This is a genomic window from Gracilibacillus suaedae (assembly GCF_017599345.1).
GTDB classification, from domain to species: Bacteria; Bacillota; Bacilli; order Bacillales; family Amphibacillaceae; genus Gracilibacillus; species Gracilibacillus suaedae.
In genome coordinates this window covers 23,465-44,891 of sequence record NZ_JAGFVL010000055.1, presented here as the reverse complement: position 1 = coordinate 44,891, position 21,427 = coordinate 23,465, and the positions used below count along the sequence as shown (strand labels likewise).

Annotated in this window: 18 protein-coding genes; 4 read left to right on the top strand and 14 right to left on the bottom strand. The window is 37.7% G+C overall.

The window, feature by feature from the left end; genetic code table 11:
• Positions 1-108: 108 nt before the first annotated feature.
• From hisIE to J5J03_RS16060, 7 genes are read right to left on the bottom strand one after another with little or no spacing between them, the layout of a single operon-like run.
• Positions 109-756 carry a bifunctional phosphoribosyl-AMP cyclohydrolase/phosphoribosyl-ATP diphosphatase HisIE gene (hisIE, locus tag J5J03_RS16090; protein WP_208590894.1) on the bottom strand — a complete coding sequence of 216 codons (648 nt, stop codon included), beginning with the start codon at positions 754-756 and terminating at the stop codon, positions 109-111.
• The gene (gene hisF / locus J5J03_RS16085) at positions 746-1,504 is read right to left on the bottom strand and encodes an imidazole glycerol phosphate synthase subunit HisF (RefSeq protein ID WP_208590893.1); all 759 of its coding nucleotides are present in this window, start codon (positions 1,502-1,504) and stop codon (positions 746-748) included. The genes hisIE and hisF overlap by 11 nt, the downstream gene beginning before the upstream one ends.
• The gene (hisH, locus tag J5J03_RS16080) at positions 1,501-2,118 is read right to left on the bottom strand and encodes an imidazole glycerol phosphate synthase subunit HisH (protein ID WP_208590892.1); all 618 of its coding nucleotides are present in this window, start codon (positions 2,116-2,118) and stop codon (positions 1,501-1,503) included. Before hisH ends, hisF begins: the two co-directional genes overlap by 4 nt.
• Entirely contained in the window at positions 2,115-2,702 is a 588-nt protein-coding gene (hisB, locus tag J5J03_RS16075) for an imidazoleglycerol-phosphate dehydratase HisB (RefSeq protein ID WP_208590891.1), read from the bottom strand. The genes hisH and hisB overlap by 4 nt, the downstream gene beginning before the upstream one ends.
• Positions 2,702-3,985, bottom strand: coding sequence for a histidinol dehydrogenase (hisD, locus tag J5J03_RS16070; protein WP_208590890.1), 1,284 nt, complete (start codon positions 3,983-3,985; stop codon positions 2,702-2,704). The genes hisB and hisD overlap by 1 nt, the downstream gene beginning before the upstream one ends.
• Positions 3,982-4,602 (bottom strand): ATP phosphoribosyltransferase, encoded by a 621-nt coding sequence (gene hisG, locus J5J03_RS16065; protein ID WP_208590889.1) that lies wholly within the window; start codon positions 4,600-4,602, stop codon positions 3,982-3,984. Before hisG ends, hisD begins: the two co-directional genes overlap by 4 nt.
• Positions 4,599-5,723, bottom strand: a complete 1,125-nt coding sequence (locus J5J03_RS16060) for an ATP phosphoribosyltransferase regulatory subunit (protein ID WP_208590887.1) — start codon at positions 5,721-5,723, stop codon at positions 4,599-4,601. Before J5J03_RS16060 ends, hisG begins: the two co-directional genes overlap by 4 nt.
• Positions 5,724-5,986: 263 nt before the next feature.
• Between J5J03_RS16060 and hisJ the strand changes: the two genes are divergently transcribed.
• On the top strand, positions 5,987-6,787 hold the full coding sequence (gene hisJ / locus J5J03_RS16055; protein ID WP_208590886.1) for a histidinol-phosphatase HisJ: 801 nt from the start codon (positions 5,987-5,989) through the stop codon (positions 6,785-6,787).
• Positions 6,788-6,856: 69 nt separating this feature from the next.
• On the opposite strand, the gene J5J03_RS16050 is transcribed toward hisJ, so the two are convergent.
• From J5J03_RS16050 to J5J03_RS16035, 4 genes are all read right to left on the bottom strand, one after another.
• Positions 6,857-10,462 carry a dynamin family protein gene (locus J5J03_RS16050; protein ID WP_208590885.1) on the bottom strand — a complete coding sequence of 1,202 codons (3,606 nt, stop codon included), beginning with the start codon at positions 10,460-10,462 and terminating at the stop codon, positions 6,857-6,859.
• A gap of 722 nt (positions 10,463-11,184) precedes the next feature.
• The gene (parC, locus tag J5J03_RS16045; protein WP_208590884.1) at positions 11,185-13,638 is read right to left on the bottom strand and encodes a DNA topoisomerase IV subunit A; all 2,454 of its coding nucleotides are present in this window, start codon (positions 13,636-13,638) and stop codon (positions 11,185-11,187) included.
• 168 nt (positions 13,639-13,806) lie between these two features.
• On the bottom strand, positions 13,807-15,759 hold the full coding sequence (gene parE, locus J5J03_RS16040) for a DNA topoisomerase IV subunit B (protein WP_208590883.1): 1,953 nt from the start codon (positions 15,757-15,759) through the stop codon (positions 13,807-13,809).
• A 71-nt stretch (positions 15,760-15,830) separates the two neighbouring features.
• Positions 15,831-16,244: a CoA-binding protein gene (locus J5J03_RS16035; protein WP_208590882.1), complete on the bottom strand. Its 414-nt coding sequence runs from the start codon at positions 16,242-16,244 to the stop codon at positions 15,831-15,833.
• Between the two features lie 220 nt (positions 16,245-16,464).
• On the opposite strand from J5J03_RS16035, the gene plsY reads away from it, so the two are divergent.
• From plsY to yidD, 3 genes are all read left to right on the top strand, one after another.
• Entirely contained in the window at positions 16,465-17,049 is a 585-nt protein-coding gene (gene plsY, locus J5J03_RS16030; RefSeq protein ID WP_208590881.1) for a glycerol-3-phosphate 1-O-acyltransferase PlsY, read from the top strand.
• Positions 17,050-17,158: 109 nt separating this feature from the next.
• Positions 17,159-18,082 (top strand): GTP cyclohydrolase FolE2, encoded by a 924-nt coding sequence (gene folE2 / locus J5J03_RS16025; protein WP_208590879.1) that lies wholly within the window; start codon positions 17,159-17,161, stop codon positions 18,080-18,082.
• Entirely contained in the window at positions 18,060-18,320 is a 261-nt protein-coding gene (yidD, locus tag J5J03_RS16020; protein ID WP_407927843.1) for a membrane protein insertion efficiency factor YidD, read from the top strand. The genes folE2 and yidD overlap by 23 nt, the downstream gene beginning before the upstream one ends.
• A gap of 100 nt (positions 18,321-18,420) precedes the next feature.
• Here yidD and J5J03_RS16015 read toward each other — a convergent pair whose 3' ends face one another.
• The 3 genes from J5J03_RS16015 to J5J03_RS16005 are packed head-to-tail and all read right to left on the bottom strand — an operon-like array spanning position 18,421 to position 21,427.
• Positions 18,421-18,720: a hypothetical protein gene (locus J5J03_RS16015; protein ID WP_208590876.1), complete on the bottom strand. Its 300-nt coding sequence runs from the start codon at positions 18,718-18,720 to the stop codon at positions 18,421-18,423.
• An 8-nt stretch (positions 18,721-18,728) separates the two neighbouring features.
• Positions 18,729-19,145, bottom strand: coding sequence for an acyl-CoA thioesterase (locus tag J5J03_RS16010; RefSeq protein WP_208590874.1), 417 nt, complete (start codon positions 19,143-19,145; stop codon positions 18,729-18,731).
• Positions 19,142-21,427 carry an AAA family ATPase gene (locus tag J5J03_RS16005; RefSeq protein ID WP_208590872.1) on the bottom strand — a complete coding sequence of 762 codons (2,286 nt, stop codon included), beginning with the start codon at positions 21,425-21,427 and terminating at the stop codon, positions 19,142-19,144. The genes J5J03_RS16010 and J5J03_RS16005 overlap by 4 nt, the downstream gene beginning before the upstream one ends.

Here is a 21,427-nt window from a genome sequence, read left to right as displayed (position 1 = left end):
TATAAATCCTTAATTCTTTAATGGGTAATTCTAATTCGCAACTAATATTAACATTAAACCTTAACTGAACCTAAAAAAACTCCACCAATGCATAGTGGAGTTTTTATGTTACCATTTTTGTATTGCAGCACGATCACCTTTACTATTTCCTTTTTTAGCAAAACGATTAGATAATTCCTGTTTAACATCTTCTAATGTGACACCTTGATTCGCCATCATAACAAAAGTGTGATACAGCAAATCACTAACCTCGTTTGTTAGTTCCTCACTATCATTATTTTTCGCAGCGATTACTACTTCGCCTGCTTCTTCAATTACCTTCTTACCAATCTTATCGACACCTTTATCATATAAATAATTGGTGTAGGAATTCTCAATACGTTCTGTTTTGCGCTGTTCTACTTCTTGCACAACATTTTCAATGATGGAAGTATCAAAGTTCGTTTCTTTTTCAGCTACTCGATTGAAAAAGCAAGACACTTCACCGGTATGGCATGCTGGACCTGCCGGAATCACTTGAATCAACAATGTATCCTGATCACAATCTAAATCAATCGACTGTACCTCTTGTGTATTTCCAGACGTCGCACCTTTATTCCATAATTCATCACGAGATCTCGAATAAAACCAAGTCTGTTTCGTTTCTAACGTTTTTTCATATGCTTCTTCATTCATATAGGCAAGCATTAACACGTCTTTTGAATAATAATCTGTTACGATTGCTGGTATAAGTCCTTTGGAAAAATCAGGCTTCACGAATATTCACTCCTTGTTCGGTGCAGACCTCTTTTACTTGTTTTACTGTAAAGGTATTTTCATGGAAAATTGATGCAGCTAAACCTGCGGAAACATCTGTTTGATTAAAAACTTCAGGAAAATGCTCTGGTTTGCCAACTCCACCTGAGGCAATTACAGGAATACGTACGGCTGAAACTACCGCTTCCGTTAAAGCTAAATCATACCCATCTTTGACACCATCCGTATCAACACTTGTCAAGAGAATTTCACCCGCACCTCTACTTTCAGCTTCTTTTGCCCATTCAATAGCATCCATACCGGTGTCCTTAGAACCACCATGTGTCATCACGTGCCATTTGTCACCAACTCGTTTTGCGTCAATTGCTACAACCGTGCATTGCGCACCAAAACGAGCAGAAGATTCTGTAATTAGTTGCGGGTTGTTAACAGCAGCTGAGTTCATTCCTACTTTGTCAGCACCAGCTTTTAATAAACAGTTTACATCTTCAATTGTTCGAACACCACCACCAACTGTAAAAGGAACAAACACTTGTTCAGCAGTTCGCCTCACAATATCAACCATTGTTTGTCGTCCTTCATTTGTCGCTGAGATATCCAAAAAGATGATTTCGTCTGCTCCATCTTTCGAATAATTGGATGCCATCTCTACAGGATCACCTAATTCTCTTAATCCCACAAAGTTTGTGCCCTTAACAACTTTTCCTTCTTTCACATCTAAACATGGAATAATCCGTTTGGCAATCATGCTAGTTGCCCCCTATCACTATTGGTCTCCTTCATAAATACTTTTAACAAATCCACGCCAACTTCCCCACTTTTTTCCGGATGGAATTGCATACCATACACATGACCATTTTGTACAATGCCTGGAACCTTTGTACCATAATCTGCTGTTGCGACAAGATATTGTTGCTCTGTTCTTGCTTGAAAGGAATGCACAAAATAAACATGCTTATCTTGGAATGGTGCAAAAGCTTGATTATTATTTTCAATTTGTAATTGGTTCCAGCCAATGTGTGGCAGGATATATTCTGTTTCCATTCTGTTAACCTCACCTGGTATCAGTCCCAGTCCATCTGAACTACCATTTTCATAGCCTTTATCGAACAGTAATTGCATACCAAGACAAATCCCTAAAAAGGGCTTTTCTTCTGCAAGCTTGCGCAATGGTTCAGCCAAATGACGTTGATTAATCTCACGAGCAGCTGCCTGAAATGAGCCAACACCAGGTAAAATAATATGGCTTGCCACTTTTAACCGCTCAATAGAGTCCGTAATTTCCACATCATATCCTAAACGTTGAAAAGCTGTTCTGACACTTGCTACATTGCCCATACCATAATCTACAATTGCAATCATTCGATTAACCCCTTTGTAGAATTAACCCCTTTAATATCCGGATTAATTCGAATTGCTTCTCCCAATGCACGTCCTAACGCTTTGAAAATCGCCTCAATTTTATGGTGTGTGTTATGTCCATATAATACTTTCGCGTGCAAGGTAATGGCAGATTGGAATGCGAAAGCCTGTAAAAATTCCTGGACTAATTCTGTATCGAAATTTCCAAGCTTTTCATTAGAAAACTCCGCGTCAAATACAAGGAAAGGTCGACCACTAATGTCCAAGGCAACAAATCCTAATGATTCATCCATTGGTACATAGGCACTTCCAAAACGATTAATCGATTGCTTGTCACCAAGTGCTTCCTTAATCAATTGACCCACTACAATACCGACATCTTCTACCGTATGATGGCTGTCAATATGCAAATCCCCATCTGCTTTCACTATAAGTCCGATTCGACCGTGTCGAGCAAAAGCTTCTAACATATGATCAAAAAAGCCAACACCTGTTTCAATAGTCACTTCACTTGGATCATCTAAATTCACCGACACGTCAATTTGTGTTTCTAATGTTTCTCTTTTTTTACTAGCTGTTCTCATCATTTCTCCTCCAAACGTTTCGTTACCGCAAGCCCATGTCCTTCTAACTGCTCTTGATTCGCTATTTTCACCACATCATCTCCAGCTTCTCGCAATGCATCCTCTGTATAGTAAAGATAAGTTGTCTTTTTAACAAAGTCGTCAACGGACAATCCAGATGAGAACCTTGCTGTACCTGAAGTCGGTAATACGTGATTAGGTCCGGCAAAATAATCACCCAATGCTTCAGGCGTGTAATGACCTAAAAATACGGAGCCGGCATGTTTTACTTTGCTTAAATAGCTTAATGGATCTTCTGTTTGAATTTCTAAATGTTCTGGTGCAATCCTGTTTGCTACAGCAAATGCCTCTGCTAAAGTGTCTACTACTACACTGGCTCCTTTTTCTTGTAAAGCTTTAATGGCGATATCTTTACGCGGTAACACTTCACATTGTTTTGCTAATTCTCGATCAACTTCTTCTACTAGTGAGGGAGATGTAGTGATTAGAAATGATCGAGCAATGGTATCATGTTCAGCTTGAGCGATCAGGTCTGCAGCAACAAAGACAGGATTTGCAGATTTATCGGCGATAATCGCAACCTCGCTTGGACCAGCGATCATGTCTATTCCAACATCACCGTAAACTAGCTTTTTGGCTGCAGCTACATAAGCATTACCTGGACCAACAATTTTATCGACTTTTGGTATCGATTCTGTACCGTAAGCAAAGGCTGCAATAGCTTGCACACCACCTACTCGGTAAATATTTGAAACACCAGCAATATCAGCTGCAACAGCTAAAATCGGAGGCAATGCTTCACCACCTTTAACAGGTGTTGCCATATTCACTTCTCCAACTCCGGCAAGGACTGCTGGAATAGCATTCATTAGTACAGATGATGGATATACTGCTGTTCCACCAGGTACATAAACACCTACACGATCGATCGGACGGTAAAGTTGACCTGAGATAATATCTCCATCAGCTTGCATCATTCGCGAATTATTTAATTGTTTACGGTGAAAATCCCGAATGTTATCAGCTGCACGTTGTAATGCACGAATTACCTGGTCATCTACTTGATCCCATGCCGCTTTCCTCTCATCTTCTGGTACTAAAAATGTTTCCGGTGCTTGCCCATCGAATTTTTCAATATAGAACCTTACCGCTTGATCGCCGTCCTTTTGTACATCTGCAATAATGTTGCTTGCTGCTTGTAAGAATTTTTGCTGTTCTTGACTATTGGTTTGTTCGGATGCTGCTTTAGCTAAAAATTTCTCGACGGATAATAAAGGAATCATTCGTTTCTCGCTCCTTCCCTAAACCGTTCAATAACAGGAACTAATTGATCACGTTTAATTTTCAATGAAGATCGGTTGGCAATTAACCTGGCACTAAACGACAAAAATTCGTCTTCTATTACAAGACCATTTTCTTTTAGCGTCGTACCTGTTTCGACAATATCAACAATTGCATCCGCAAGGCCCAATATTGGCGCCAATTCGACAGACCCTTCCAGCTTGATGATGTCTACAGATTCCCCTTTTCCCTTAAAATATGATTTTGTAATATTCGTGAATGTACTGGCAATCCGTTTCTTTCGTTCTGGCCATTGGTAATCTCTTTTCGTTGCCAGCGCCATTCGGCAATGACCAAATGGTAATGGAAATAAATTAAAAACATCAGGCTGGTGTTCAATTAAAATGTCCCCACCGACAACACCGATATCAGCTATACCGTTTTCTACATAAGTAGTTACGTCTACCCCTTTGGCAAAAAAGAAGGAAAATTCCTTTGTTTCAATTTGCAGCTTTCTGCCTTTTTCCAATAAAGGTTCCACTTCATAACCTAAACCTTCAAAGAATTCCAAAAATTGTTTTTCCAGTCTCCCTTTTGTTAGTGCAATTACAGGTTTCATTTTTCAACCACCTTATACTGACTGTTCTCCACTACCACTTGATAAATGGTATGATAGCTTGTTTGATTCTTTAATTCGTATTGGATATCGACTACTTGTTCTTCCATTTCTATGCGAAACTCCTCAGCAATCGCATGTGTTTCGGGTGAAGCAATGATACATATTTTTTCTGGTTCTTTTTCAGGTTCCATTTGTGTGGCTAACACATCGACGTCAAATGCAAGACCTACTGCAGAGGTTATTAATTCAAATTGCTTGTAAAGACGATCATATCTGCCACCAGAAAAGCAAGTCGATCCATCAATTGTCAAAAAACCTCTAAACATGATGCCATCATAATACGGCAGGTTCTTAACACGCCCTAGATCTACGATAACTTCTGTTACACCAGAAGCTTCGAGTAAATCAATCAGTTTGTCAATATGTGTTAATATTTCCGTTAAGTCATCACGATCCGACCAACGATTGCGATATTGCTCCATGATATCGCGCGAACCATATGCATCAATTAGTGCCATTAAAGGCTTCGCCAGCTCTGCATTTCCTGCTGTCACAACTATTTCCTCGACAAGATCAGACCTTTTATCATGCATAGCTTTCAATAATTCCGCTTCTTCCTGTTTACTAAAGGTGAAAGGTGCAATTAATGCATCAAAAATTCCTGTATGACCAAGTTCTATGACATAATCCTCAATATTTAAATGTTTTAAATAAGCTACAGCGGTTAGCAGACTCTCTGCCTCCCCGAAAAAACGATCGGCATGAACGATTTCAATACCGGCCTGCCTGCTCTCAGTATCTTCTTTGTCAAAGCGAAACACACTTCCCTGATAGGACCACTTTTGCTTAGATGGGTGCTGCCCTGCAATCGCGCGAGCAATTGCTGCTGTCCAGTCTGGTCTTAGTACTTCAATTTCTCCTTCACCATTAAACCATTTCAGCATCGAATGTAAGTCCATACCTGCTACCTCATTGGTAAATGTTTGAGCATATTCCACTACCGGAGTAGAGATTTGTTGGAAATTACGCTTTTTTGTTACTTGTCTAAAAATCTCTGACGCTCGAAGTCTGTTAGAGATTTGTACACCTGTTTCATCTTGACTTCCTGCTGGTAAAAACATATCGTTCACATCCTATCCGCACTTTATTAATTTACCACTCTACCGTGATAAAGCGTCTATTTCTAAATATACATTAGCATACTTTTTTTAATTCTGTCAATCATCACTTTTCATTTTAGTTAAATCTGTATACAATAAAATGAGACTCATTAGGATGTTAGCGTCTGTAATCTCCCAACTAAGCTTCCTTGTGTTAGTTGAACCTGTATCGGGGGCTTCCAGACGATTAGCACCTTGATTAGAATCATAAGGAGGTGCCTTATATGAATATGAAAGGAGATTATCATGTGCATACCCCTTTCTGCCCACATGGCTCCAATGATAGTATCGAGATGTATATCGAAGAAGCCATTAAGAAGGACATGAAAGAGTTAAGCTTTACCGAGCATGCGCCATTGCCGATAGATTTTCAAGATCCTACTCCAGATCAAGACAGTGCGATGTCATGGGAAGACCTTGATGCTTATATTGAAAACATTGAAAAGGCCAAAAAGCAATATAAATCACAAATAAAAATAAATTTAGGCTTTGAGGTCGATTATATTGAAGGCTACGAAGATGCCACTACTTCATTTCTGAATCAATATGGTCATTATATCGATGATGCCATTTTGTCTGTACATATGCTCAAAACATCTGACTATAACTATGTATGTATTGATTTTAGCAGTGAAGAATTTGCTCAGATTATTCAGAAGTTTGGCAGTGTGGAAGCAGTCTACGATAAATATTACCGAACAATAGAAAAAGCCATTATATCTGATCTTGGCGCTTATAAACCAAATCGAATTGGTCATTTAACCTTAATTCACAAATATCAACGGAAATATGCTGTCGATCAAAGGTATCATGTGACAATCGAACGGTTACTTGATCTGATACAGAAGCATCAATTAGAATTAGATGTTAACACAGCAGGACTTTATAAAGAAGAATGTCTTGAACTATATCCACCACTTCCAATTATCAAAAAAGCGATACAAAAAGGTATTCAATGTAAACCTGGTTCCGATAGTCACGTTTCCAAGACGATCGCACGTGGATTTGATGAATTTAAAATTTAAGAGGTAATGAAAATGAAGGACAAATGGTTGTTTTACTCATGGTTTGTCCTTCATTTTTTATGACTGACACTAACTAACGGGTAATGTATCATCTAGAACTTGATCTAAATGTTCTTTAATGGCTAGCAACTGCTCTTTATTTTCTTCTTGATCTTCGATACCTGCTATTATTTGATGATAATACGCTTGTGTTTCTTCTTGATAGTGATTCCAGATCTCTTGATCATAGTGCTCCCATTGTTTTTGGTAAAAGGTAACCAAGTCTTGTTCCATTTTAGTTACAGCTTCAGCCCAACTCTTGTCGAAATATTCACCGGTATAGACCTCGAGATCCTTTCTTCCATTTTCAGCAAAAAAACTTTTTGAGTCTTTGTAGGTATTGCTCCACTTGGATAACAAACCTTTATCTACTTCTGTTTCTTCCAACTGTAAATCTGGCTGTGGTAAACGGATATCCTCTAGCTCCGATAACGAAAATTGTGGGTCCACTTGTTTTACTTTCGTTTGGATATCCTGGCGCATTTGCTGTAACGCTTGATTAAAACTTTGCTCCAAACGAATCGAGATAGCTTCATATTCATGTTGTAAGCGTGTGTCTACTGCTTTTGATAGTGCAGACAATGCTGTTTCGACTTCTTTCTTGCCCTTGCGACCGTTCGATTGAATAGCACCTGGGTTAACATAATCCTTGAAGACATCGGCATATTGAATCGAAAACCGCTGTTTTGCATAGAAAGTTTGTTTGGTTAATTTTTGCTTGACTTGATCGAAATAGGAGCGATTATCTCGTTGTTTGATTTCCTTCTCTATTTCTAGTTGATTGGTTTTACCTTGCTCTACTAGATGTTCTTTTTCCGCCTGATCTCCATTGATAATCGACAGCCAGTTCGTTACCAGCGCATTTGCTCTATATAGATCTGTGTAGATAGAACGCATACTCATCTGAGTTAATTCTTCTTTCACAAAGCGATAAAACGATTGCTCAAATTGTGGTAATCCAGTCTTTTCACTTTTTTCTTCCATTGCCTTTTTACTGGAGACAGAAAACATTCTCGGGTCTTTAATATCAAATTGAGATAATTCATTACGGACATAATCCACAACTAGTTGAGCTTCTTGTTCATCTTTTGCCAAGTCAATCGCATTAATAATAAAGAACATTTTATCTAATTCAAACGCATCCTTCACCTTTCCGAGTCGTTCTAAAAATTGCTGATCAGGCTTGGAAAAGGGATGGTTGTAATACGTGACGAACAAAATTGCATCAGCATCTTTGATATAGGAAAATGCTAAATCTGTATGTCGTGCATTAACGGAATCAGCTCCTGGTGTATCAACTAGCGTAATTTGCTTTTCAGTTAACGGACAGTCACAAAAAAGCTCCATTTCCTTTACAAAACATGCAATCTCTTCTTCACGAATATATGACTGAAAATCATCAAAACCAATAACATATTCGGTGCCAATTTTATTGTGCATCTCATTAAAACCATTGTAAAATGCGGTTAGAAATGATTTATGTTGATCAGCAATATCTAATTTGTCCAATTGAGTTTTTTGCATCCATTTATAAGCTTTAGAAAGACTTGGAAAGGACTCTTCGACCATTTCCTCTATATCTGCTAAAAGCACTTTTTCTTGTTTCATCACGACATATACATCTTTATGCTGATAATTTTCATTTACCGGACTAATCTTATTTATGGCTGCCGTTGTCGGATTTGGTGATACAGGCAACACTTTCTCTCCGATTAATGCATTAGCAAAGGAAGATTTCCCGGCACTAAATGCGCCAAATAGTGCAATCGTAAACGACCGGTTACGCAGTCGATCTTTTTTACTGTGTATTTCTTGACGAATCGAATCCAAGCCGTTAATTCCTTTAAACATTTGGTCTGCTTCTTCTACATCTTTAACCGTTTCGTTAAAAGAAAACAAGGATGTGTCTTTATTGTTATCAGTCTGTAAATGTTGCTGTTTTTTCGCTTCCGTTTTTTTATTGTCTGGTAATTCTGCTATATCCATTACCTTATCAATAATTCTGGCATCTGATTCCTTCTCCAACTCATGTACTACTTCTTCACCAAACGTAAGCTCTTTTCTTAAAATAGATTCAGCGTTATTTTTATACAGATGAAAATTGTGCTTCATGTGATCTATTTCTGCCTGAATGGCTTGATACTTTTCGATTGTTTCTAAATCTGTTTTCTTTTCGGTTAATTGCGCTTCAATTGGCATAAGAATATCTTCTTTTAATTCATGCCACTTGTTTTTATAAAACTGGCGATACATTTTCTTTATCGCTGCTGCGACCTGGTCTGTATAAACAAGAATATAGTCACCATTAACTGTCGCACCATCATTCATTAGATTTACTAGTTCATTTGCTTGGAATTGCTGTTCAAAGATAGACTCTGAAAAGTGGACAGACAGATAAGGTTTTAAAAATTCCGACATTTTATCTCGTAATTTCCACTCTAGACTTACTTCTGCTTTCTCTTTTATCGCTTGATAAAAAGCAGCTAATCGGTCATTACGTTCCGCTTCTATCTTTTTACGATTGCGGAAAAGTCCAACCTTAAATTTGGGATCAAAGGATTGAAGTACATTCTCCGCTTTTTCACGAATTTCGAATGGAATCAGTTGTGCATTTCTAGTTGTTTGTTCAACCTCATGTAAATAATCTTTTTCTAAATTGTGTTTCTTTTCTTGTAAGGCTTGGCAACGCTCTTGAGCCTCTTGATAGGACGATGCTGGCAGTTCTATCACTTTTAGTTCTTCCTCTAAATCACTGAGTCTATCATCCATTTGCTTTTGTCTTTCCTGGATACTATGGTAAACCGTATATGCTGTACCATGCCATAAAGTGTCCTGTAAAATCTGCTGATGATTAGCCGTTATTAAACGATTGATCGTTGCTCTTAATTCATTAAATTGATTGATTGTCTTGTCGGTACCATTCATGGACGTATAATAGACTTGCTCAGGGGTAATAGCCCATTGATGAAAAACTTGCTCTAAACTAGTTTGGAAATCAGAGAACGTTATTTCCTCTTCATCATGTTTATCCATCTGATTAATAATCACGTAGTATGGCTTATTCATTTCATCTATTTTTTTCAAAAAACGTGCATTCACCTCAGATTGAACATGGTTATAATCCATCACATAAAACAACACATCGACTTGGTGGAGTGCGGATTCAGTCATTAAGCGATCGGCATCATTGGCTGCATCAATACCTGGAGTATCCATAAATGTTACGCCTTGAGGTAATGCCTCCATGTTTTTAAATATCTCTACCTTCTTCACTTCATCACTATCGCGACACAATTGATGCAGTTGATCCATTGGCGGAAGAGCTTTCATTTTAATAGCAGGCTGATCAGCAAAATGAACAATTACTCCGGCTTCTCCCCTTTTTATCTCGACGATATTAGCACTGGTTGGGATCGGACTTTGAGGTAATAATGCTTCGCTCATTAAATGGTTAATTAACGTCGATTTTCCTGCTGAAAAATGCCCACTAAAACAAATATGTACCATTTGTTGCTGTAATTTAGCATAGTAATCAAGTACTTGCTCTTGTTGTGTTAGTTCCTTATTTTGTTCGTAAAAATGATATAAGTCCGCTAATTGTTGCTTATCTACTCTTTGGCTACTTGTTGTCAACATAATCTAAACTCCTTGATTGATCATTCTATTTTCCCATTATACTGATTTTTTACAATTATGGCTAATAGTTTTCTTCCATTTCCAACGATGAACCTGAATTATAGATATATACTGCGAAGTAATGAAAGTTCTGTTTGTTCGAAGTAATATGGTAATTTGATGTGCCGTCACCCTAAGACATAATTTTGAAATATATCGTGATGATAACTACCACTCCGGCTGCCCACTTCCCTTTCCGTGGGGTTTGCCCTTCAGCTAACTTTTTCGAGCACAAACCGCTCGAAAAAGTGGATCTTCAGGACAAACAGGTCCCACAGGAGTTGAAGTGGGCGGCCTTCGTTAATATATGCTCCACAACACTTATCCGAAATCAGCCAGTTGATTTCTCCACTACAGGGGCATTCACAGCCGATTAGTACTGTAATAAAACAGAAAGTTTAGTTCCATGAGTTCATTTCTAGGCAGAATACGGAGACTCCTGTGGGAACAGCGAGAGCCGAAGATCCACTTGGTAAAGTGCTTTTCTTTACCAAGTTAGCTGAGGCCGTGCCCACGGAAAGCGCAGTATTCTGCCGAAGCGTATGGCAGCACTCATCAAAATGCAGTATGGAAGAGAGGAAATCCTTGTCCTCGTTACTGCGTAGTTTATGGATTATTCGCAGTTTTTAATTCATGTTTCATGTAAAAAAGATACCCAACGAGATGCTGGGTATCTGGGTATTTTATTCTTTTTCTTCCTCAAAGGCTTTAGTTAGTTCCATTTTGGATTTGATGGTTGTTACTTCACCGGCAAGGTCGGTGTCGATTACGTATGAACCATTACTGTAGCGGTCACTTATTGGAAGCTCCCTCGGTTTTACTTCATGGATTTCATCTTTAGTAGTTACTAATGTGATAACATCCTCACTATCAACTATATCAAATCCAACAATGCGGTGCGGTTTTGACTTTAATTCCCTCAGCATAACCAATCCTTTTTTAGCACGGGAAGATTTCTCAAAGCGATCAATCGTCATTCGTTTACATGCACCACGTTGGGTAGCTACAAACAAATGTCTATTTTCTTGCAGTTCATCCAATAGAACCGCATTAACAACAAATTCATCTGCTTTTAATTGGATTGCTTTCACACCTGCCGCACGTTGTCCAATCACTGACACTTCTGATTCATGATACCAAAGTCCGTAACCTTTATTTGTAGCTACAAATATGTCTTGGTTGCCGTCTGTTTCATACACATTGACTAACTCGTCATCTTTCTTTAAGTTCAAAGCAATCAGAGGACGGGAATAACGCTGGGAATAGTATAAATCTAACGTACTTTTCTTTACCATACCGTTTTTCGTAAAGAAAATAAGATATTTATCTTTTGAGAACTCCCGAATTGGTATAGCTTTTACAATTGTCTCTTCTTTATCAATAGAAGCTATATTAGACAAATGCTGCCCCAATTCTTTCCAGCGAATATCAGGTAACTGGTGAACTGGTATCGGCACATAGCGACCTTTGTTGGTAAACAACAACAAATGATCGGTTGTATTAAGTTCTAATAAAGAGATTAAATGGTCATTCTCTTTGATCGTAAAATCCTCATTGCTTGAAGCAGTATAGGACCTGATACTAGTTCGCTTTACATAGCCCTGTTCCGTAACAGTCGTAACTACATCTTCACTAGCTACTGTTACCTCTACATTAATCTTTAATTCCTCAATCTTTTCTTCGATTTTGGTACGACGGGCATCTGCATATTGCTTTTTCATACTTCTCAAGTCTTTTTTGATAACAGATAGCAATTTTTTTTCATCTGCAAGAATCGCCTGATATTCAGCGATCGCTTTTTGAAGCTCATCTGCTTCTTTTTCTAAAGCGGTTATATCTGTATTGGTTAATCGGTATAACTGCAATGTTACAATTGCTTCTGCTTGCGGTTCCGTAAAACCATATGCTTCCATAATCCGTTTCTTGGCGTCTTGCTTATCCTTAGATGAACGTATCGTTTGAATTAATTCATCTAAAATGGAAACAGCTTTGATTAGACCTTCAACAATATGTGCCCTTTTTTCCGCTTTGTTTAAATCAAATTTTGTTTGTCTAGTAACCACTTCTTTTTGATGCTCGATGTAAGCATCAATCATTTGTAATAAATTTAATAATTGCGGTGTTTTATCCTTGATTGCCACCATATTAAAGTGATAGGTAATTTGTAAATCGGTATTTTTATATAAATAATTAAGTACACCTTGACTGTCCGCGTTTCTTTTTAGCTCAACAACGATTCGTAAACCAGTTCGGTCCGTTTCATCACGAACTTCTGCAATTCCTTCAACTTTGCGATCAATTCGTAGCTCATCCATTCGTTTAACTAGGACAGCCTTATTTACTTCATATGGAATTTCGTCAATGACGATTTGTTCACGATTTCCTTTCACCGATTCTATATTTGCCTTTCCACGTACGACAACTTTTCCTTTTCCTGTCTGATAAGCTTTCTTTAATCCATCATAACCTTGGATAATTCCACCAGTAGGAAAATCTGGACCTTTGACAATCTCCAGTAATTCTTCTACCGTTACAGAAGGTTTATCCAGACGTTTAATAATGGCATCGATGACTTCACCTAAATTATGAGGTGGTATTTCAGTCGCATAACCAGCAGAAATACCAGTTGATCCATTCACTAATAAATTAGGTATTCTTGCTGGTAGTACAACTGGTTCATCAATGGTATCGTCGAAGTTCGGAATATAATCAACCGTTCCTTTATCAATATCACGAATCAATTCTGATGCGATAGCGGATAATCTCGCTTCGGTATAACGCATCGCTGCAGGTGGGTCACCATCAACACTACCATTGTTACCATGCATTTCCACTAACACATTACGAAGTTTCCATGTTTGACTTAATCGTACCATGGCTTCATATACGGATGAATCACCATGCGGGTGATAATTACCGATTACGGTACCTACTGTTTTGGCTGATTTTCGAAATGGTTTATCATGTGTGTTCTTTTCTTCGTGCATTGCAAACAGAATTCTGCGTTGTACTGGCTTTAATCCATCACGTGCATCAGGTAGTGCACGATCTTGGATAATGTACTTACTGTAACGTCCAAAACGATCTCCCATTACATCTTCTAGAGGGAGATCTAAATACTTTTCTTCTACTGCCAACGAAATTCCTCCTATAAAGTAAGACTTCCAACAATGGGTGGTTTTACCACTGTTGATTAGCAAAATTAATCAGGGTGTTAGTATCGACCGTTAACCCCTCTTAGCTAATTTGGATTTACTTGAATCTTCAAGTAGGGTTTTATGGACGGTTAGCACCGTAAAAAAGCCTTACATTTGAATATTCTCATTATCAATAATATTTTCATCTTCTTCTAAGCTGAACTGGACATGGGATTCTATCCATTTACGACGCGGTTCAACTTTATCCCCCATCAATGTGGTTACTCTTCGTTCCGCTCTAGCTAAATCATCAATGGTTACACGAATTAACGTACGAGTTTCAGGGTTCATCGTCGTTTCCCATAACTGGTCAGCATTCATTTCTCCCAAACCTTTATAACGCTGCAGATGATAACCATTTTTAAAATTTTTAGTTACCTCTGTTAGTTCTTCTTCGGTCCAGCAATATTCTATCTGTGCTTTGGCTCCTTTTCCCTTAGATACTTGATATAAAGGTGGTAAAGCAATGAATACTTTTCCAGCTTCAATTAATGGTCTCATATAACGATAAAAAAAGGTAAGCAATAATATTTGGATATGAGCCCCATCTGTATCAGCATCGGTCATTATGACGATTTTATCGTACTGGACATCATCAAGAGAAAACTCACTGCCAACACCGGCACCAATCGTGTGAATAATCGTAGAAATCTCTTCGTTTTTCAGAATATCTACTAGTTTTGCCTTTTCCGTATTGACCACTTTACCTCTTAAAGGTAATACAGCTTGGAACTTTCGATCTCTTCCTTGTTTTGCCGAGCCACCAGCTGAATCACCCTCGACAAGATAAAGTTCGTTCTTGTCTGGATTACGAGACTGTGCTGGTGTTAACTTACCACTTAACAAGGCATCTTTACGGCGTTTTTTCTTACCACTTCTTGCTTCTTCCCTTGCTTTTCGTGCAGCTAGACGAGCATCTTTAGCACGAATTGCCTTTTTAATCAGCATCGAAGCAATGTCTGGATTTTCCTCCAGGAAATAAAGCAAATGCTCAGCTACAACCGTATCAACAGCAGACCGAGCTTCAGCTGTACCTAGCTTTCCTTTTGTCTGTCCTTCAAATTGCAGCTTCTCTTCTGGAATTTTCACGGAAATAACCGCAGTAAAACCTTCGCGGATATCATTACCCTCAAGGTTTTTGTCTTTTTCTTTTAACAGATTCACTTTTCTTGCATAATCGTTCACAACTCTTGTAATGGCGGTTTTCGCGCCAGATTCGTGAGTTCCACCGTCTTTCGTGCGAACATTGTTAACAAAAGACAAAATATTCTCAGCAAATCCATCGTTGAACTGAAAAGCAAAATCCAACTCCATTCCTTGCTGCTCACCTTCAAAAGCAACTACCTCATGGAGTGCATCCTTTTCCTCGTTTAAATAAGAGACAAACTCTTTTAAACCGTCTGGGTAATGGAAAGACTCCGCTACACCCTCATTTCTTTCATCAATTAGATCGATGGTAATTCCTTTTAATAAGAAAGCTGCTTCTCTTAATCTCTCTGCCAATATATCAAACTGAAACATATCCGTAGAAAAAATCGAGCGATCTGGTTTAAATGTGATTGTAGTTCCTGTTTTTTTCGTTTTGCCTTTTTTTTCTAGTGTTGTAACCGGCTTACCACCATTCTCAAATCGTTGATAAAAAACGGCGCCGTCTCTTTCAATGGTAACTTCTAACCATTCTGATAGAGCATTTACAACTGATGCACCTACACCATGTAAACCACCACTTGTTTTATAACCTCCTTGACCAAATTTCCCCCCTGCATGTAATACAGTTAATATTACTTCCGGAGTCGGTCTACCTGTTTGATGCATACCTGTTGGCATACCACGACCGTTATCAGATACTGTAATACTTTGATCCGAATGAATCGTGACCTTAATGTGTTCACCATAACCGGATAATGCCTCGTCAACTGAATTATCTACTATTTCAAAGACAAGATGATGCAAACCTCTGGCATCAGTACTGCCAATATACATCCCTGGTCTTTTTCTTACAGCCTCTAGCCCTTCTAAAACTTGAATCGAATCATCACTATACGTTGTATTATTGCTCATTACTTTCTCGATACTCCTTCCCTACACTACCTCTATACTAGAATATAGAACATACATTCCTAATTGTAAAGTTATTTCATTAAAACGGCATGTGCGACTTTTATACATTGGTCCATGATAACCTGTTTGTTACGTTTGGTTAAATAGTCATATGCTTCATGATCCATAACACCTTGTTGCATCCAAACATAGTCGGCATCCGTTTTTACGATTTCTTTCGCTAAGTCTTTTAAGTAAATAGATCGTCTGAAAATATTGATCAATTCAAAAGGTTCTTGCACGTCTTCTATTGCGTCATATGCTTTTTCACCTAAAACTTCTTCTACATTCGGATTCACCGGAATGATCCGATATCCTTCATTTTGCAACGCTTTTGCAATTTGATACGAGGTTCGATATGATTTATCTGATAGCCCGATCACCGCAATAGTTTTCGCTTTTTCCAACATTTCGCGCATTAATTGTTGTTCATTTTCATTACTCATCTTGTTACACCTCATTTTTATTGATTAAACCATTTAATAGGATTTCACGCAAGTAAACACGTAAAAAGTGTTCCTGATTTCATCCATTTCTTGCTAGTTATTCTTCTGTTTTATCATAGTTGGACAAAAATTTAAATATTGCATGTATCTCTTTTGTGAACATCGTGCTAAAATAAAGTCAACAATATCAATCATAACATTATATTTAAGGAGTTTGATGATGGAGTATATTATTTTTATCATTCTTGCCTATTTACTTGGTTCAATACCTACAGGGCTAATCGTAGGTAAGGTCGGCTTTCAAAAAGATATCAGAGAACACGGTAGTGGCAACTTAGGTGCTACTAATACTTTTCGTGTACTCGGTGTAAAAGCTGGTATTACGGTAACTATAGTCGATATCTTAAAGGGTACTTTAGCTGCTGTACTCCCGGTTCTTTTCCAAGCTGAAACGGTTTACCCTCTGTTAGTCGGAATTTTTGCCGTAATTGGACACATGTACCCGGTATTCGCGAAATTTAAAGGCGGGAAAGCAGTAGCAACCTCTTCAGGGGTAATTTTGGGTGTTAATCCGTTATTATTTATCATTATGGTCTGCAGCTTTTTAGTTATCCTTTATTTAACAAAATATGTATCACTAGCTTCCATGTTAACTGGTATTATTACCATTATCGTTACCATTGTGCAGCAAGATATTGCTTTAACGGTTGTCATTTCTATTTTAACAGCATTTGTGATATATCGACACCAAGCAAATATAAAAAGAATTATCAACAAAACCGAGCCTAAAATTAAATGGATGTAAAAGAAGGGTCTAACTGTACCGTTAGATCCTTTTTTCAAGCTTTTTAAATTGAATATTATACGCAGATTAAGTATACTTTGAAATAGTTGAAGACGAAAGGGGTCTAATCATGAAAGATTTTAGCACCAAACAACTTCCAAACAAAACAGAAAGACACAAATTGTTTGGCTCAGTTGAACCAGGTGAGAAAACAAAACCAACTGAAAAAGATAAAATGCCTGATTTACAAAATACACAGAAAGACTTTTTATTTGATATAGATCAAGTGGGAATTTCCAATGTCAAACATCCCATACAAGTGCACAGTAAAGTGAAGCCCGCAACGCAAACAACGATCGGAACTTTCAAAATGACTTCTTCGATTAAGAAAAGTCATAAAGGGACAAACATGAGCCGCTTCACAGAAATGATACAGCACTATAGTGATGGAAATCCATTCGAGTTGTCTGTCTCAACATTAAAACAATTTACCAAAGAAATGGCAGAACGACTCGAACAAGACGATAATCAAATTACTGTTTCATTTCCTTGGTTCTTTGAGCGAAGTGGACCAGCTTCAGACATGGCTGGAATGAATCATGCCAATGCAGAAATCACTATGATTTATGATAAAAATGCTGGTTATAACATAACAGTATCACTTGAAGGTACAATTACTACATTGTGCCCTTGTTCAAAAGAAATCAGTGAATATAGTGCACATAACCAACGAGGTAATGTTAAAATGACTGCTGAATTATCACACAACTACAAAGAGGATGATGCAGACTGGAAACAAGCGTTATTAGAAGCAGCAGAAAGCAACGCAAGCGCACGAATCCATCCCGTTTTAAAACGACCAGATGAAAAAATGGTCACAGAACAAGCGTATGAAAATCCTCGCTTTGTAGAAGACATGGTTCGGTTGGTCGCTGCCGATTTATATGAATTACCGTTTATTGAGAAGTTCACCGTAACATGTGAAAATGAAGAATCCATTCATTTACATGATGCCATTGCATCGATTACGTATGATAAAGCACTTCATCGATGAGGTGAGTAATTTGAAAAAATTGATTATATCATTTATTCGTTTTTATCAACGTTTTATCAGTCCAATGTTTCCACCAAGTTGCCGGTTTCAGCCAACATGTTCACATTATAGTTTGGAGTGTTTCCGCCAATTTAATATATTTAAAGCAACGTATTTATCCGTAAAAAGAATATTAAAATGCCATCCATTTCACTCGGGTGGCTTCGATCCTGTCCCAACCAAAAAGACCAAGCCTTAAGGCTTGGTCTTTGTTGTATAGAGAAATCCATAGGCTGGGCAGCTTTCATGTAACTTATTGATGAGATGCAAAGATATGCTATGCTGTTTAAGCGTTACTTTTACAAATGAAATTTATTAATCTGTTCCCATTGTTGTTCATTAGTCAAGATTTCTTTTTGTCTGTCTCCAAATAAATCAAAATGTGGATAATTAGGATCTTGGTGAATCCATTCTTTCCTCAGCCCGTATTTTTTACCCCATTCCATTAATTTCTGATAGTCAGCACAACCTACTTTAGTAACAGTTGTACAACCAGGAAATCGATCATCCAGCCAGTAATGTGTTAAGAAAGCTATTTTCCCATTGCGGACATCTGCTTTCCATTTTTTTAACGTATTTCTGTCAATTCCAAAAGCCATAATTATGCCTAACTCTCCAATGCTTTCTGATAGGCTTCATGCCAATTAGGAAATTGTTTTTTTAACGATAGCGGTCGAAAATTATCTTTTTTTACGATAACATGTTGGGTTTCTCCTGTAACAGCAACTTCCCCATCCTGATCAATAATTCGATAACCATACGTTGTACGAATCCCATTATATTTCACGAGCCATGTCTCAACATAGGCATCATCTCCATAACGAATTGGCTGTTTAAATTGAATTCGGGCATCAATCACTGGAGATACGATCCCTTCTGATTCCATTTCATGGTACTTAAAACCTAACTCTTCAATAAAAGCTGTTCTTCCTATCTCAAACCAGATTAAATAATTGGCGTGGTAGACAACACCCATTTGATCTGTTTCCTGGTATCTTACTTTAATTGGTGTAGTTACTATCATTGTTGATTCGTCCCCCTAATTGATTTCCATGCTAATTCAAAATCTTTTTTCGTTAGAAGTTCGAGTTGTTCTATTTCAGGATTTTCCATATCTATTCGCAACGCTTGATACTGAATCGCTTCGTTAATCAAATTAACAACAAATCGTCCATTTCCATTGATCGTTGTATCTTCAAATTGTTTTAATAAATACTCAACCACATTACTATCTAATTGATATTGAAATGCTTGTACATGATATCGCACCATCTCGAGCAGTTCCTCTTTGGTATAATCCTGAAAATGAAAGTATTTCTTAAACCTCGATTCCAATCCTGGATTACTGGCAATAAATCGCTCCATTTCGTTTTTATATCCAGCGAGAACAATCACGATATTTTCATTATGCTTGGTCATTTCGTCCACTATCGTATCTATCGCTTCTTTCCCAAAGTCCTTTTCCCCACGATATAACGCATATGCTTCATCAATGAATAATACGCCGCCTAGCGCTTCTCGAATTTTATTCTTTGTTTTCGTAGCGGTCTGACCTACAAATCCAGCCACAAGATCACTTCTTGAAGCTACAACTAAATGGCCTCGTTTCAGTAAACCACATTGCTTTAAAATTTGGGCAAACAATTTAGCAACTGTCGTTTTTCCTGTTCCCGGATTACCCGAAAAGACGGAATGTAATTGAACTGGTACAGTTGGAAGCTGTAGGGATTTGCGCTTTTGTTGTATTTGGACGAATGCAGATAATTTTTTGACTTCCTCTTTTACATTATCAAGACCAATGAGTTGTTCCAATTGTTCCATTGGTACAGTAGAATCCTTCTGATCATCCAGTGCAGCAATATCTTCTTCAGATATGCGCATATGAGCTAACCAGTTGTCTTCTAATGGCAGCTCGTGACTTGCACCAATATGAAATATTACTTTAAGAACTAAATCTTTAACAGTACGAGCATTACCAAATGATTCATCCACACGCGCCTTTTCAATTAATGATAGGAAGCGATGTCGTGCCTGTTCTGTAAAAAAGTAATCATTTTGCAACGCTGTATCCTCGGCAATTTGTAATAACTCTTCATTTGAAAAATCAGGTAGCTTTATATAATTCCCATCTGGAAAACGGCTTCTTAACCCTTGATTTGACCATAAAAAATGCTGCATTTCTTCCGGATATCCTGCGATAATAACCGCAAATTTGTTAGCATATTCCTTACTGGTCATACTTGAAACTAGCGTATCGATGACTGCTTGGCCATAATCATTGCCTGTTTGGTCTTCACGTTTTAAATTATAAGCTTCATCGATAAACAGGACTCCGCCTAGGGCTTTTTTAACATAATTTAATGTATTCTCTTCACTTTGCCCCATAAAGGAACCAACTAATTGCGAACGATTTACCTCAATTACTTCATTTGTTTCTAAAAGCCCCAGACTATAGTATATATCCGCTAATAACCGAGCAATTGTTGTCTTACCAGTACCAGGATTTCCGGTTATCACCATATTTAACCCTTGCTCATCGACCATTTGAAATCCAGCTTCTTTTCGTTTTTGCTGATATTTTAAATACTGATAGTAATGATTGATATAATGCTTCACTTCATCCAGCCCAACCATTTTCGTTAATTCATCTAATGGATTAGAGGTTGTTTCTGCCTTAATGAAAGAAGGTAGTGCATCATAAAAAAGAGTAATATAATAGCTTAATTTTTCAACTGCCTCATTGTAGGGCTGAATGTCTTTCGTTGACTTGCGTTGTTCCAAAGTGTAAACAAACGTTTCGGCGACATCCTCTATATATTCCACCTGATCAAAAATCTGATCATATGTCTTTTTAATACGATTATTGGATGCTGTATGAATCAATTTCAATTGGGATAGACGATCCATTTCCGTTAGGAGACCTTTAGCTTTCTTTAGTTTAACTGGATCAAAGTCTGTTTCCCGAATGTGAAATTGAGCGAGTTCAGTCTCCTTGATATCATTATAGATGGACAAATAGTGTTTTAATGCTTGTACATCTGCAACCATCGGGTGATTACTTTCTTTTTTAAGTTGCTCTAGATGTTTATTTAAATGATCATCTGTGACATTTCTTTTCAAACGATAAAAAGTAAGCATACTATACAGTAATGCTTCTGAGTCTACTTGTAATGAAAATGTAGCTTGCTCAACTTTGTCGAAGATCCTTAATATTTCTACTTCATTGTATGGGGGAATTTCATCGAGTGAATTCCAACTCTGGATTTTTTCTTCTATTTCTTGCCATTCTTTAGTTGACACCAACAT